General features: G+C 34.4%; 14 protein-coding genes and 3 pseudogenes. 4 read left to right on the forward strand and 13 right to left on the reverse strand.

Translation table 11 applies throughout. The features are described 5' to 3' along the window. Positions 1–18: 18 nt before the first annotated feature. On the reverse strand, positions 19–1,566 hold the full coding sequence (locus tag AASI_RS06140; RefSeq protein WP_187146259.1) for an OstA-like protein: 1,548 nt from the start codon (positions 1,564–1,566) through the stop codon (positions 19–21). Between the two features lie 176 nt (positions 1,567–1,742). Between AASI_RS06140 and tilS the strand changes: the two genes are divergently transcribed. Further along, on the forward strand, positions 1,743–3,107 hold the full coding sequence (gene tilS, locus AASI_RS06145) for a tRNA lysidine(34) synthetase TilS (RefSeq protein ID WP_012473280.1): 1,365 nt from the start codon (positions 1,743–1,745) through the stop codon (positions 3,105–3,107). Positions 3,108–3,116: 9 nt separating this feature from the next. Here the strand turns inward: tilS and AASI_RS06150 are convergent, their stop codons facing one another. Continuing rightward, positions 3,117–3,974, reverse strand: a complete 858-nt coding sequence (locus tag AASI_RS06150; protein WP_012473281.1) for a DMT family transporter — start codon at positions 3,972–3,974, stop codon at positions 3,117–3,119. A 29-nt stretch (positions 3,975–4,003) separates the two neighbouring features. Beyond that, a complete protein-coding gene (gene mnmA / locus AASI_RS06155) occupies positions 4,004–5,134 on the reverse strand; it encodes a tRNA 2-thiouridine(34) synthase MnmA (RefSeq protein ID WP_012473282.1) in 1,131 nt (376 codons plus the stop codon). A gap of 248 nt (positions 5,135–5,382) precedes the next feature. Here mnmA and mnmE point away from each other — a divergent pair, with 248 nt between their 5' ends. Beyond that, positions 5,383–6,750: a tRNA uridine-5-carboxymethylaminomethyl(34) synthesis GTPase MnmE gene (gene mnmE, locus AASI_RS06160; protein ID WP_012473283.1), complete on the forward strand. Its 1,368-nt coding sequence runs from the start codon at positions 5,383–5,385 to the stop codon at positions 6,748–6,750. Positions 6,751–6,821: 71 nt separating this feature from the next. On the opposite strand, the pseudogene AASI_RS06165 reads toward mnmE, so the two are convergent. After that, positions 6,822–7,179, reverse strand: a pseudogene (locus AASI_RS06165) (IS982 family transposase); the annotation flags it as partial. Here AASI_RS06165 and AASI_RS08685 point away from each other — a divergent pair. Further along, a pseudogene (locus tag AASI_RS08685) lies at positions 7,174–7,448 on the forward strand (integrase core domain-containing protein); the annotation flags it as partial. The pseudogenes AASI_RS06165 and AASI_RS08685 sit on opposite strands and share 6 nt — an antisense overlap. A 70-nt stretch (positions 7,449–7,518) precedes the next feature. Here AASI_RS08685 and AASI_RS06170 read toward each other — a convergent pair. The 5 genes from AASI_RS06170 to AASI_RS06190 form a co-directional block, all read right to left on the reverse strand. After that, complete coding sequence (locus tag AASI_RS06170; RefSeq protein WP_012473285.1) at positions 7,519–8,262, reverse strand: heavy-metal-associated domain-containing protein; 744 nt, start codon at positions 8,260–8,262, stop codon at positions 7,519–7,521. 85 nt (positions 8,263–8,347) lie between these two features. Next, positions 8,348–8,896 (reverse strand): NUDIX hydrolase, encoded by a 549-nt coding sequence (locus AASI_RS06175; protein WP_012473286.1) that lies wholly within the window; start codon positions 8,894–8,896, stop codon positions 8,348–8,350. Between the two features lie 79 nt (positions 8,897–8,975). Further along, positions 8,976–9,701: a ribonuclease III gene (gene rnc, locus AASI_RS06180; RefSeq protein ID WP_012473287.1), complete on the reverse strand. Its 726-nt coding sequence runs from the start codon at positions 9,699–9,701 to the stop codon at positions 8,976–8,978. Next, entirely contained in the window at positions 9,689–10,945 is a 1,257-nt protein-coding gene (gene fabF / locus AASI_RS06185) for a beta-ketoacyl-ACP synthase II (RefSeq protein WP_012473288.1), read from the reverse strand. The genes rnc and fabF overlap by 13 nt, the downstream gene beginning before the upstream one ends. Before the next feature lie 65 nt (positions 10,946–11,010). Beyond that, positions 11,011–11,253: an acyl carrier protein gene (locus AASI_RS06190; protein WP_012473289.1), complete on the reverse strand. Its 243-nt coding sequence runs from the start codon at positions 11,251–11,253 to the stop codon at positions 11,011–11,013. A 419-nt stretch (positions 11,254–11,672) separates the two neighbouring features. Between AASI_RS06190 and pyk the strand changes: the two genes are divergently transcribed. Continuing rightward, the gene (pyk, locus tag AASI_RS06195) at positions 11,673–13,118 is read left to right on the forward strand and encodes a pyruvate kinase (protein WP_012473290.1); all 1,446 of its coding nucleotides are present in this window, start codon (positions 11,673–11,675) and stop codon (positions 13,116–13,118) included. 125 nt (positions 13,119–13,243) lie between these two features. Here the strand turns inward: pyk and AASI_RS08870 are convergent, their stop codons facing one another. The 4 genes and pseudogenes from AASI_RS08870 to AASI_RS09365 all read right to left on the reverse strand — a co-directional run. Then, the gene (locus tag AASI_RS08870; protein ID WP_012473291.1) at positions 13,244–13,411 is read right to left on the reverse strand and encodes a hypothetical protein; all 168 of its coding nucleotides are present in this window, start codon (positions 13,409–13,411) and stop codon (positions 13,244–13,246) included. Positions 13,412–13,418: 7 nt separating this feature from the next. Next, positions 13,419–13,586 (reverse strand): DUF433 domain-containing protein, encoded by a 168-nt coding sequence (locus AASI_RS09360; protein WP_083758876.1) that lies wholly within the window; start codon positions 13,584–13,586, stop codon positions 13,419–13,421. A gap of 234 nt (positions 13,587–13,820) precedes the next feature. Then, entirely contained in the window at positions 13,821–15,029 is a 1,209-nt protein-coding gene (locus AASI_RS06200) for an ATP-binding protein (RefSeq protein WP_012473292.1), read from the reverse strand. A gap of 190 nt (positions 15,030–15,219) precedes the next feature. Further along, a pseudogene (locus tag AASI_RS09365) lies at positions 15,220–15,357 on the reverse strand (IS1-like element ISCaa4 family transposase); the annotation flags it as partial. Between the last annotated feature and the right edge of the window lie 124 nt (positions 15,358–15,481).

Here is a 15,481-nt window from a genome sequence, read left to right on the forward strand (position 1 = left end):
AAAACCGTCCAACCATCTTTAATTAAGTTCTTTCTTTGAATTTATATGGTTTTTTTGTGCGCTTTTATTACCAGCTTTTTGTGCAGCAACTTGTTTTCTTAATAAAAACTCTTCTAATATAGGTTTTTCATTTACTCTCCACTTAAAACCAAACAGCTGCTTCTCATCTTCCATAATTTTGTGAGCAGGATAAAAAATACCTGTAGGTTTTACAAGAAAGCTAATTTTTGATAAGTTTTCATTATCCATATCAATACGTATATGGCTACATCGAATGTAATTCATACCTACTAACTCTGAACTATCATTAAGTGCAAAATAGAGGCTCTCTCCATTACCTAAGATATCTATATAGCTGATTTTATTATCTTGAAATTGCGCTACCATTTCTCTGCCCTTTACTTGATTATAGTTGTCAAATTTATCTACAGAAGCTATAAAAGCATCTGTATCCATATACATTTTCTCAATAGCCTCATTGTTAAGTGCTATACGAATAGATTCGGCAGTAATTTGGCTATCATAATTCCAAAAAATAGGTTTATTATAAAAATAAACAGTAGAATCTATGCTATGGTAGGACATAGAATCTGCTTTGGCTTGTAGATTTGATTTATATATTTTTACATTGTTATAACCTAAAATCACATGGTCTTTTTCATCATCCTTGTCATGAACTTTGTCTTGTATAGCTTTAAAAGTATCTGCTATCATATATAAAGTATCTTCCTCTATGATACGCTGTAACAAAGGATTACCAAGAACTTCTCCTACTCCTTTATCATAATCATAATAACCATGCTCTCCTGTAATAGTTACATAATGTTCTTTGGAAACTAACTCCACTTGTCCTGTTGCTGTATACTGATTTTTCTCTTGATTAGCTTTTATTAGATTACTATACAAGCTGTACTTTTCAGATTCCACTCTTGCCTTTTTAAACAATGCGTCTTTTGTATCTGTATTATATTGGCCACCTTCCTTAGTAGTAATAGTTTCTCCTTCTTTAGTGACTATGTGTGTATTACCCTTAAACTCAGCTAACTTAGTATTAGTATGGTAGCGTAGCATATCACATGCCACATGATATTCTTTATTACTAAGCTCCACTTGATGGGAAAAGACAGCTAATTTATTTTTTTCATCATAATATCCGGTCTGGCTGCTTATTTGATCATTATCCTGAATTAAAGTACCTCCATTTCTAAAATATCCTTTTTTATCCTTTACCACATAATCCAGCTCATCAGTATAAAATTTAAGGGTATCTTGCTCATAAGATACTGAATTGCGTAGCTGAGCTATCTTTGTATTAACATCATATACAACCCTTTCTGCAACCATAACTCCACCTTCCTTATCAATCATCTGAAGATTACCAGCTGCTTTTACAATTCCTTTTTGGTCATAATATTGAGCAGAATCAGCATAAATGGTAAAATCTTCATGAATAAAAATTACGTGTCCAGAAAGTTTTTTATAAGGTTCTTCTCCATTTTCCTTTTCGCCACCTTCTAGTTTATCTGCACTATAGTTTATCTTTACTTTATCCTTGTTCTTAGCCAAAGAAACTGCATAGAAGCAAATTATTGTTACAATGGATATAAGACAGGTTGTAAAAACTTTATTTTTTTGTATGCATACGGTAGGCATCATAGTATCTGTCTATATATAGTGCATATCATCTTTATTGAAAAAGATGTCTTTCATTTTAACGGTCTAAAAGTTATAATTCTAGTCAAGTGACTTACAAATATAAGCATATAAATTTAACAGAAGGCTTTATATCATTTATTAACGACCACCAACTTCTTCAAGCAGAAGAACCAGTACTTTTAGCAGTAAGCGGTGGTGTAGATTCAGTGGTTATGTGCTCGCTTTTTCATGAAGCTAGATTACATTTTGCTATAGCCCATTGCAACTTTGGGTTACGAGGGCAAGAGTCAGAAGAAGATGAAGCATTTGTTCATACACTAGCACAACAATACCAAGTAGAGTTTTTTACAAAACGCTTTAATACGAAAGCCTATGCAAAAACAAATAAGCTCTCTACACAGATGGCTGCAAGAGAATTACGCTACGCTTGGTTTAAAGAGCTTTGTAATATCCATCAAATAGATAAATTAGCTACAGCACATCATGCTAATGATTGCCTAGAAACGGTACTTTTCAATCTAACAAAAGGAACTAGTATTGCTGGCCTCCATGGTATATTACCCAAACAGAACAATTTAATTAGACCATTGCTCTTTGCCAGTAAAGAAAATCTGCTACAATATGCACAAGCTAAAGGGCTTAGTTGGCGAGAAGATAGCTCTAATAAACAAGACGATTATGCTAGAAATTTAATTAGGCACCAAGTAATTCCTTCTTTAAAATTAATCAATCCTAATTTAGAAAGCACCACTAATCTTACTATAGACAGGCTAAGCCAGGTAGAAAAGCTTTTTAACGAACAGTTAGAAAACATAAGGAAAGAAATATTTTTCCAACAAGAGGATATACATTATATTTTGATTCAAAAAATTAAAGAAAAACCTTGGGCTGCTGTTGCATTATGGGAATTACTTAAACCTTTCGGATTTAATTTTTTACAGATAAAAAATCTTCTTCATCCATCCGTACAAATTGGAAAAAGTGTTTATGTTGATAATTATCAGCTTTATGTAGATCGTACAACATGGATGCTAACTGACCGTAAACAGACTACAGTAACTAGCAAACATATTGCTAACGAAAAAATAAAAAATATAAACTTTTTAGGAAAAAACCTACAACTACAAGTTATACCTAAAGAAATTTATCAGATTACCCATACCAATGAGATAGCAGCATTAGATTTAGATAAACTACAATTTCCACTAACTATTAGGTCCTGGCAGACTGGTGATTTTTTCTATCCACTGGGCATGTTAAAAAGAAAAAAGTTAAGTGACTTTTTAATAGACCAGAAAGTACCACTAGTACTTAAACAGAAAGTTTGCGTATTAGAATCTAAAGGGCAAATTGTATGGGTTATTGGTTATCGCATAGACGACCGATTTAAAATAACAGATACTACTAAGCAGATTTATGAATTGCAGTTAACTTCATTCAGTAAAAGCTAATTTTGCCAATCAAGCTTTAGGTTGATTACGTGTCTGATAATATCCAATAAAAAGTGTAGAGGGAATGATAATAGCAGCTCCTAAGTAGCTATAGCTGCTAGGTAACTCATGGAAAAATACATATCCTACTACCATAGAAATAAGTAGTTCTATATACCTAAAAGGAGATAAAGAGGATGCATCTGTCAAAGAAAAAGCACGAAGGATACAGTATAAAATAAGATTACTTCCTATACCTAATACAAGCAACCACATAAGCTCATAGTTGGTGGGAGTACGCCATACTTGCATAGCAGGGAAAGTTACCAAAATTAAGGCTACTACAGTTGAATAAAACAACATACATAACATAGGTTCTTGCGTAACATATTTTTTATTCAGTATGTCTAACATGCCAAAAAGTATTGCAGCAATAATAAAGAATAGTGATCCTTGATTGAAAGTATGGACATCTGGCTGTAATACAAATAAGATACCTACAAAGCCCCCTAGCGTAGCTAACCACATAGGCCAAGTGACACGTTCTTTAAGAAATATAGGAGCTAATACAAGCACAAAAATGGGTACAGTAAAACTCATGATAGTAGAGGTAGTAATTGGAGATACTTTAATCCCCTGGCTCCATAGACTTATGGCCACAAAAACAAATAATCCTCTTAAGAAGTGCAATTTCCATCTATATGTTATAAAAGCACTTTTGCCCTGATATAGCATAACAGGCAACAAGGTAAGAATTCCAAAAGCAAATCTAAAGAAGGTTATTTGCCAAGGATTGAAAGTATAGCCCAAATATTTGGTAATAGCATCATTACCACAGCTCACTATAAGGCTAAGCGTAAACCAAAATATTGCTTTAAAATATTTCAAAATAATTTTAGCTAAAATTATTGATAATACTACTGAGAAAAATTATACTTTTTAAAAGCAGGCTGCTTAAAAGAAGCCTTAATCCAGCCCCCTCCTATTACATCATCCCCTTCATAAAATACAGCAGCTTGTCCTGGGGCAATTGCATGCACTCCTTTTCCAAAAAATACCTTCATTATATCGCCATCTTGTTCGAGCACAGCAGGGGAACCTGGATCATTATACCGTACTTTAGTAACGCTGTCTAACCTACGCCCCTGTAAATCAGGATATTTACCCATATTTAATTTATGTACATACATCCCATCTCTAGCTAACTCATCAAAAGTACCTAATACAACCCTATTCTTGTCTGCTTGTATTTCAGTAACATATACAGGATAGCCTAATGTTATGCCTAAACCTTTCCGTTGGCCTACTGTATAAAACGGATACCCTTCATGGTGACCTACCACGGTTCCATCTTCCAACACAAATTCTCCTCCTTTTACTTGCTCCTCTAAATTATCTACTCGCCGTTTCAGGAAACCACGATAGTCGTTGTCTGGAATAAAGCAAATCTCATAGGACTCGGATTTAGTAACTAATTCTTTAAAGCCTCGCTGGCTAGCTATTTCACGTATTTCAGGCTTTGTAAATACGCCTAAAGGAAGCAAAGTTCTACTTAAGCTTTCTTGTGAAACTCCCCATAAAGCATAAGATTGATCTTTGTTCAAATCTTTCCCTCTCGAAACTATATAGCGTCCATTTTCATGGCGTATGTTCGCATAATGACCTGTTGCAATATATTCACAATTTAGCTTGTCAGCACGCCTAAGTAACGCATCCCATTTAATATGAGTATTACACAGAACACAGGGATTCGGTGTTCTTCCAGCTAAATACTCGCTTGTAAAGTTACTAATCACATAATCTCCAAACTCTTCTCGAATATCTAAAATAATATGAGGAAATCCCAATGATACAGCCACATTGCGTGCATCATTAATAGAGTCTAGGCTGCAGCAACCAGTCTCTTTTTTTCTTCCACCACTGCTTACATAATCCCATGTCTTCATAGTCAATCCTACTATCTCATAGCCCTGTTCATGCAATAACAGTGCTGTAATAGAACTATCTATACCTCCACTCATGGCTACTAATACACGGCCTTTTTTCATATATAAGTTGTGAATTATAAAGTAAAATTAACTAGATATTTAGCAAAGATAACAGCCACTAGTTGATAATTCAAAGGTATAATGCAAGAGAACATCATATATATAGGAAGCTTAAAAATTCAGTAAGAATAACATTTACAACTTAATTTGGCTGAACTTGTACAAGCACTTATTAATTTTTTATATAAGATTAATTTATATTTGAAAAAATTTTAGAATAGTAAATTATTAAATCTCCCAACCCTTATATGTTACATCAACAAGAGCCTATTATTGCCTTAGCTACCCCCGCTGGCAAAAGTGCTATTGCGGTCATTAGGCTTTCAGGCCAGAATGTAATTAGTATTGTTAATCAAGTTTTTAAAGGGAAAGACCTAAACCAACAACCTTCTCACACTATCCATTTTGGCACTATCAATTACCAAGGAGAGATGATTGATGAAGTATTAATAGCCCTATTCAAAGCACCACGCTCTTTTACACAAGAAGATAGCGTAGAAATATCGTGTCATGGATCATCTTATATCATCCAAAAGATCATGCAGCTCTTTATGGAGCTAGGAATAAGATTAGCCAAGCCTGGAGAATTTACACAACGGGCATTTTTAAACGGCCGATTTGATCTTATACAAGCAGAAGCTGTAGCAGACCTTATTGCTGCAGATACAGCTATTGCACATAAAACAGCCTTGCAACAAATGCGAGGTGGCTTTTCCACACAACTTCAAGCATTGCGTGAAAAGCTTATTCATGTGGGCGCATTGCTAGAACTAGAATTAGATTTTGCTGAAGAAGATGTAGCTTTTGCCGATAGAGCTATGCTAGAAAGCCTAATACAAGAATTACTTACCATTATAGGCAAATTAATACAAAGCTTTAGCTTAGGAAATGTCATTAAGAACGGACTACCTATTGCTATTGTAGGAAAACCTAATGTAGGAAAATCTACCTTGCTCAATGCTTTGCTACAAGAAGAGAGAGCTATTGTATCCCCTATTCCCGGCACTACCCGCGACTTTATTGAAGCAGAAATCAACATAGGAGGAATACACTGCAGATTTATTGATACAGCAGGTCTTAGAGAGCATACCACAGATACCATAGAGTCTATAGGAATTGCTAGGACCAAAGAACGGATGCAACAAGCAGGATTAATTATCTATGTATTTGATTTATCAGATGAATCTTTAGCAACTATACAAAACGCCATAGAAGGAATATCAGAGTTAGGGATTCCTTATATTAAGGTAGGCAATAAGCTAGATGCTGCTCAACCAGACTTATTAAAAGCACTATCACAAGAAGATTTTGTGTTCATATCTACCGCTAAAAAACAACACTTAGGTCAATTAGAAGCACGCATATTGGAGCTGTTTCAATTAGATCAACTGGATAATTCAGATACTATTGTTGTTAATACCCGCCATTATGAAAGCCTTGTTAAAAGCCAAAATGCTTTATTAGCTGTAGTCGAGGGCATAATTAACGGTTTAAGTAATGAGTTGCTAATGATTGACCTAAAGCAAACGCTGTACTATCTAGGTGAGATTACAGGAGAAATAACTACTGAAGATTTACTGGATGATTTATTTTCTAAATTTTGTATTGGGAAATAATTACCCTTCTCTTATTTACCTTGTGATTGCTTTCCAATTATTTATATATATTATATATATAACCTAAGTTGCTAGATAAGCAAAGCTTTGTTGATTTGGGAAACTAATAAGAATAAGAGTGCTTTGATCAGGAAACCTTTGAAACTAACAGCATATATCCTCCTTAAGAAAAGCCCTTTGATGCCACTGATGCTAGCCTCTATTACTTTTCTTATGCGCGCTTTTTGAAAAAGCTAGCAAGTCTTTTCTATATGCATTGGCTTTACGCTCGTGGTAAAGTTTAATCCTATCATCAGCCAACATACTTTCTACTAGGTAGTTGGTATAAGCCGAGTCAGCATATAATGCACTACCAGCTGGCAAAGCGAAAGGTAATTGATAAAAAGCTTTAACATCAGCCTGGTTGCCAGCCACTATTGTGAGATTAACCATAGAAGGGCTCAAGTAGCACATCCATAGAACTAATGGACAGGTGGAGCGCATGAACAGAACGATAAAACAAGCCACTGTACAAAGCTATTATTATAGCAGCCATCAGCAATTAGAGCATCATTTAAATGTTTTCTTGTTAGCTTATAATTTTGCTCGTAAACTCAAGGTATTGAGGGGTAAAACTCCTTGGCAATTGATAGAGGAGCAATGGGAGAAAAATCCTCAGCTTTTTCACCAAAATATTACTCCCTTCACCAAGGGACTAAACATATGGCTAATGCCACCTTATCGTATATATTACTTAAGATATATACAGTACCTTAGCAACCATACAAATCAGTTCAATAAAAATTTTACCAACAACATACCTGCACTCATAGCAATCATAAATGCATTTTCAATAATAGTAAAGGTGCCTACTGGTAAATTAAAAACCGTTCCAAGACAAGCACATTTTATTTTCCTCTTATTTAGGATGCTTTCTATAACACCCACTATGCTGAGAGACATTATTATTAAAGTAATGATGTTTACGATCCATAAATTAAATTTCATTAAATATGCTATAGCTAAACCAAGCTCAATAAAAACATATATATAACTCCAACTATACCACTGTTTAGCAACGATATCATAGGTAACATAAGTATCAGCAAATCCTTTTAAATCTAATAATTTGAAGAAAGAAAATACTAAAAAGAATCCACTCATAAAATTACACATCCAATTTTCTACTTCAAATTTATCCTTGTCAATCTCTATTATAAGGCTAACAGCAATAATATAAGCACCAATAAGAAGTATAGGTTTGTAAGTTTTAATCCAAGTTACTAGCTTAGAATTTCCAGTAGCATGCTGTATATTTTCATTTGCTACCACAATTGTATAGTCACCTGCTTTATTTAAAGCAGCCTGTAATTGATTGATAGATATATATCTTTCCATAGCAATTGTTGCTTGTGGTGTGGACAGCTGAACAATAGCTTGTTTGATTCCTTCTATTTTTAACAGCTCATCTTTTATCTTATCTACACAGCTATTGCACTTTATGCCAGCTATGTTATACTCATAAGTTGCCATTTAAGAGATTTTTAGGTATTTACTATCAAGCTGCAATTTTACTAAGTCTAGTGCAAATATCCATTAAACAATAATAATTTAAATATTAAATTATTCCCAAATGGTCCAAGCCAGCATGTTCTTTGGTATAAATTTGTAAAATCAAACTTCCTTTATCATTTACCATATCTTTAAATTGCTTAAAAGGAATCCGTTCCAAGCGAGCAACCTCATTGGTATCAAAGTGAATATTCTCCAACCTAAAAGGATGTTGGCAAAAATAAACATCATTGAACTGTCGGTCTATATAAGATTTATGTAAAGTATAATCTTGCCTATAGGAAAACAAGAAATCAAACTTCATGGTAGTGGGTTCTAGTCTAAGTTCTTCTCGTACCTCGCGATAAAGCGCTTCGCTACTACTCTCTCTTGCATCAACATGACCAGTCAAAGAAATACTCCATTCGTTAGGGTAATGGTCTACTGTCTTAGCTCTTTTTTGCATGAGTAGATGATCTTCTTCATCTACCAAATATAAATGTACAGCCCGATGGATAAGGCCTAACGTATGTACTTCTTCTCTAGACGCTCGCTGCCCTGTAAAATTGCCATATTCGTCTATAACATCTAAAAGAGATTGATTATAAAAGTTCATAGCTACACCTACTGTTTATTATGATGGCATAAAAGTATAGGTAAAATCATAAGAGTTTACTAATTAGCTTTTTAGTGGCTTACATAATTCTTTTTAATGATTCTTGCGCAGCCATCTGTTCAGCCTGCTTTTTAGTTTTACCAACTCCTTCTCCATACACCTCACCTTCTAATAAGAGCTGAACCACAAATTCTCTAACACCTTTTATACGTTTTTCAGTAATAAGTATAAATTGAATATGTTTTCGGTTTTTTTGTGCCCATGCTATAATTTTACTCTTATAGTTATTATCGGTAAGTACTATTGTTTCTAGATCCACATGAATTTTTAGCAGCCTATCAACAATAAACTGAGCGCATAATGCATAGCCTTGATCCAAGTACACTGCTCCAATAAATGCTTCTAATGCATTCCCATATACAAACTTGATATTGTGGTGATTGACAGAGCGCGTATCATAAGTTAGCAATTCATCCATACCTATTCTCTTAGCTAATTCGCCCAGAGATGCCCTATTAACTATCCTAGATCTAATCTCAGTTAAAAACCCTTCTTCTTGTAAAGGATATTTTTTAAATAAGTATTCGGCTACAACCAGTGAAAGTACGGCATCTCCCAAAAATTCTAACCGCTCATTAGAATTTTCTTCAATCTTAGCAGAGCTATGCTGTAATGCTAGCCTATAAAGAGAAAGGTTATGAGGATGCAAGGTTGTAATAGCATAAATAGCATTTTTGAACTGCTTAGTCCTTGCATCCTCGTAAGGAAAAAAATACTGACGAAAAAAGTTAATTAATTTATCCATTTCTTGAATATAACAGAGGTGTTATGTCCGCCGAACCCAAAACTATTATTTAAGGCCACTGAAAATTCTCTATTTTGTGCTTTATTAAAGGTAAAATTTAAATTTTTATCCAGCGTATCATCTAATTCAAAATGATTAATAGTAGGAGGAATTATACTATGTTTCATGGCTAATATAGAGGCTATTGATTCAATAGCGCCTGCTGCTCCTAACAAGTGGCCGGTCATGGATTTAGTAGAACTGATATTCAACTGATACGCATGTTCCTGAAATAACTCTCGAATAGCCCTTACTTCACTTACATCTCCTAAAGGCGTAGAAGTACCATGTACATTAATATAATCAATCTCTTGGGGGCTTATACCTGCATTTTTTAATGCTTGCTTCATAACCAGTGCGGCACCTTGACCGTCAGGGTGTGGCGCAGTAATATGATAAGCTTCGCCTGACATACCAGCACCTAAGACTTCAGCATAAATTTGTGCTCCTCTAGCTATAGCATGCTCATAAGATTCTAATATCAAAGCACCAGCCCCTTCTCCTAAAACAAATCCATCTCGATCTTTATCAAAAGGTCTAGAAGCAGTTGTAGGATCTTCATTACGTTCTGACAATGCTCTGATAACATTAAACCCGCCTATAGCTACAGGTGTAACAGCAGCTTCCGAACCACCTGTAACCATTACATCAGCTAATCCTAATTGGATTAGATGAGAGGCACTAATAAGCGCATTCGAAGCAGATGCACAAGCAGAAACAGCAACATAATTAGGGCCTTTTAGTCCATATTTAATGGAAATCTGACCAGCAGGCATATTAGCAATCATCTTTGTAATAAAGAAAGCACTAAACCTCGGCACCATATCAGCTTGGGCAAATGTTACTATCTCGTCTTGTATGCTTTTTATACCGCCAATACCCGTTCCCCATAAAACTCCTATTCGCTCCAAATCCAATTTACTAAGGTCAAGCTTTGCATCTTCTATCGCTTCTTTTGTAGCCACCAAAGCATATTGAGAGCAAGGATCTAGCTTTTTAGCTTCTTTACGATCAAAATGATCTTCCTCATGATAATTTTTTATTTCACACGCAAATTTTGTTTTGTGTTTAGAAGCATCAAAACGTGTTATAGGAGCTGCACCACTGGTGCCTCTCACTAAGTTTTCCCAATATGTTTGCGTATTGTTACCTATGGGGGTTAAAGCCCCGAGTCCTGTAACAACAACTCTCCTAATTTTTTGCATGGCAAGTCCTCAGTAAATTTTAGATGTGTTACTTTGCATCTTGCTAGTTGGATTTTTATTAACCCTTATTTTTCAGCAAGACGTTTTTCTAGATATTCAACAACCTGGCCAACTGTTTTAATATGTTCTGCCTGATCTTCTGGAATGTTAATGTCAAATACACGCTCAAATTCTAAGATAAGTTCTACTATATCTAGTGAGTCTGCACCTAGGTCATTGGCTAAATTTGCTTCTAATGTAACTTCTGCAGGTGCTACAGCTAATTTATCTACGATAATATCTACTACTTTCTGGTTAATTTCTGACATCTTATTTGGAAGTTTTAATGAATGTGCAAATAAATCTATTAAGTTTAAACTTTACAAAATTTTTAATCCGGCACTTATTTTACCACCCAAAAATAACACACCTAGCTTTTCTAAACAAAAATTTCTCATACTGAATAACTTACTATCACAAAACAATTTAATAATCAATACAATAAGTATATAACTCCTTTTGGCTGAATAATATCAATATGGAATGTCTGTACGCTGTTTAAATTAAAGCTTATCATAGCCATTATCAATAAAAAATACTACATTGATAAGTATGTATATGCAATATTTAGTAAACTTTAGTAAACAGATTGTAATGGAATCTTAAAAACAAATTTTAACTTGCTAATAATTCTACAATGTTATTATAAACTCTATTTGTGTAACGTACTGGCCACATATGTAATCTTATGAAGAACAACACCGCTATTTCAGAAAATTTCAATAAAACTAAAATTATAGCTACTGTAGGGCCTGCTAGTGAAAGTAAAGAGGTGCTTACACAACTAATTGAGGCAGGTGTAGGTATTATCCGTTTAAACTTTTCACATGGTACATATGCAGCCCACCAACAAGTAATCAATAATGTACGTGCCATTAACAAAGAATTAGGCAAACATGTTTGTTTATTGCAAGACTTGCAAGGTCCTAAAATTAGAATTGGCAAGCTAAAAGATGAAATTATACAGTTAGTTAATGGACAAAAACTTACACTTACACCTGAAATAATATTAGGTACTGAGAGCCGAATAACAACCACCTATACTAACTTAGCACATGAGATAAAAATAGGCGATACCATTTTGATAGATGATGGTAAAATTGTACTAAAAGCTGTACTTAAGCAAGGGAATGATCTAGTTACAGAAGTAATTCATGGTGGCCATCTACGTGCTAATAAAGGACTTAACTTACCTGCTACCAAACTTTCAACTCCTTCTCTTACAGAAAAAGACCGTGAGGACCTAGCTTTTGGGCTTCAACAAAATTTAGAGTGGGTAGCCCTCTCTTTTGTTAGGAGCCCAAAAGATATTGTAGAATTAAAAGAAGCCATCAAGCAAGCTGGCAAAAATACTAAGGTAGTTGCAAAAATAGAGAAACCAGAAGCCTTAGAACATATCCAAGAGATTATAGCAGAAGCAGATGCCTTAATGGTAGCCCGAGGAGATTTAGGAGTAGAAATTGCTATGGAAAAAGTACCTATGGTACAAAAGGATATAGTAAGCTTATGTAACCGAGCTGGAAAGCCTGTTATCATAGCTACCCAAATGATGGAAAGTATGATAGAAAACCCCCTTCCTACTCGGGCTGAAACGAATGATATAGCTAATGCAGTTATCGACGGTGCTGATGCTTTAATGCTTTCTGGAGAAACAGCAATGGGTAAATATCCTATTAAGGTGGTTAGTGAAATGAAAAAAACCATTTTAATGGTTGAACAAACTGCACCCATTTACAATAAGTATCAACCTATATTAACCACCTCACCTACTTTCTATAATGATAGTTTAGTGAGAACAGCTTGCCAACTAAGCCACGACATACAAGCTAAAGCTATTATTTGCTTAACACAAACCGGGTGGACAGCTTTAGAGCTTGCCAAGCATAGGCCCCAGGCTAATATATTTGTCTTTACAGATAACCAATATCTACTTAACAGTATCAACCTGGTTTGGAATGCAAGAGGATATTATTATGATAGTATGGTATCTACAGACCAAACATTTGCTGATATAGAATCTCTTTTGATAAAAAATAATTACTTACAGCCAGGCGATGTATTTATTAGTATGGCTAGTATGCCTATTCATAGCAAACAACGCACAAATATGTTAAAGATTAATAGAGTTTCGTAAACATCTTAGAGTCTATCAAAAAATAAACTTTTGTTATCTCTAATTCCTACAGATGTCTGCTGCTATGACAACCTTTTAATTTTTTAATTTATATATAGTATTAAAGAAAGTTCGGACTCTAATTACTATAACCACATAGTAGCATCAATAATTTCTCTAGATTTTTTTTCTAAGGCATAGTTCCAAATCTGTCCATCTATCATACAAGGATTAATATCAACTAGATGCACAAAGTTAGGGTAATTAAAAAAGCTGAAGTGCTTAGGAAGGTTAACATCAACTAGAAAATGCATACAGAGCTTAAGAGGTTAATTCAAAGGCATGTACCTTTCTTTCCAAAATACGAGCGGCAGAGTGTAAACGCGCTTGTATATCTTCTTTGCTAAGTTGTGGGTAGACTCCTAGAATATTGTCGAATGTTCCTCCGAGAGCTAGATAATTTAGTATAGTTTTGACTGTTATACGTATATTGGTTGCCTATTGCAGATCTGCGGAAAGATAGAAGTCTTGTCCAATAAGTTATCCATTAATTTAGTTTTTATACTAGACTAATATTGTTCACCCAACATATATAAACTTCATATACCAAACAAGACTCAATTCCATAAATTGAGAAGTAAAACTTGGGGAAATATTTAGCATGACTACAAGGTAGGATAAAGCTTTTCTGCTACATGTCAAAAAGTTTTATGGTATACACTATTAAATTAATTGAGAAATAAAAGAAACCATTGGTATAATTTGTGGCCTAGTTAAACTTAAAGCATCAATTTCCATATAAGGCATATCAAAGGCTAACTGAAAAGCATGAGGTGCACCTAAAGCTTCTTTAAATTCAATTAAGTGAGGATTTAAGCCTGCATTTTTAGAAGACTTAACTTCTATAACTAACCAAGGCTTATCGTTTTGAGTTACTATAAAGTCTATCTCTTTTTGGTCTTTAGTACGTAAGAAGTATAGTTCATATCTTCCTTTGCCTGTATCAGTCCAGTAATGAATACTTTTTAGCAAATGAGAAGCCACAAAATTTTCTACCCGGGCTCCATGATCTGGTATACAAGACCAATCCCACAGATACACTTTAGGTTCTTTAAGTAAAGAGCGAGATACATTTTGTGTCCAAGGGCGAATCATAAAACAGTAATAAAAATGGGATAATACTTCTAACCAAGCTTGAATCGTAGGTTGTGAAACCCTAACCTTTTTAGCTAATTCACTATATTTAACTGTATTACCTACTTGATGTTTTAAGAGCTTAGCAAGCACTTGTAACTGCGCTAGGTCATGAATATGTGACAAGGCACGTATATCCTCAAAGATCATTTGTCGTTCTCTAAGAGCCTGCCAGCGGTTATAAAAGCTCATATTCTGGGCTAGAAAGGGTTCTGGAAATCCCCCTAGTTCAAATAAGTTTTTTACTTGCTCTTCAGATATATAGGTAGGCTTAGCTAATAGATCAGCAGTAGGCTTTGTACGTACAAGCTCTCCCAAGCTTATAGGATGAATACGGTACAAAAAATAACGCCCCATAAGACTATCGCCACCTTGACGATAGATATCTAACTTCGCGCTTCCACTTACTACAATGGTAAGATCATTTTTATATCCGTCATATAAGCCTTTTAAAAAGGTCTTCCAATGCTTATACTTATGAATTTCATCTAAGGCTAGGATAGGCTTTTGGTATGATGCTACGTCTAGGTTAGCACCAGCTGTAAGATGCGAATAACCTTTAAGTAATATTTCGCGATCATCTATATTATCCCAATTGTAGTAGTTAAAATTGCTGTTAGCGTTTTTACTAGACCATAGAAGTGTGGTTTTTCCTACTTGCCTTGGTCCAGCTAGGAATAGCATTTGGCTATAAGATTGTATATGCTCTTGAATAACTGGCTGATAAATTCTTTCCATAAGATAACATAATTATATTTGACTAAAATAAAGCTTATTTTAATATAGTCAAGACTAAAATAAAACAATGTTTATTTTGGCCGTCTACAAAGTATAATATTTAATATATTATGGAATTAATGGAAGCAAAATGAGTGTTTGATAATTGTTGTCTGGTGGGATGTTGACTTTGTTTAAATTTTAGGTATTGTTAATTTAATATAGATAGCTGATTATTTAACTTTAGCATCAATAAGTTAAGCGAATTTTCTATCATATGCACTTGCTTACTATAACATTTACCCCTTCGCTTAAACCTGAATAGGTAATGCCTAATGTGGCTATTGTACGCTTATACAAACGGGATCTTACTATTTTCCCACTTTGGATTAAGCTCTGGCAAACTTCCGATAGGAATGGAAACAGCTCCTCAGAAGTTTTTTAGGCTCTTCAATCGCTTGTACGAGTTGCTG

Source organism: Candidatus Amoebophilus asiaticus 5a2, from assembly GCF_000020565.1.
In the GTDB taxonomy this organism is placed as follows: domain Bacteria; phylum Bacteroidota; class Bacteroidia; order Cytophagales; family Amoebophilaceae; genus Amoebophilus; species Amoebophilus asiaticus.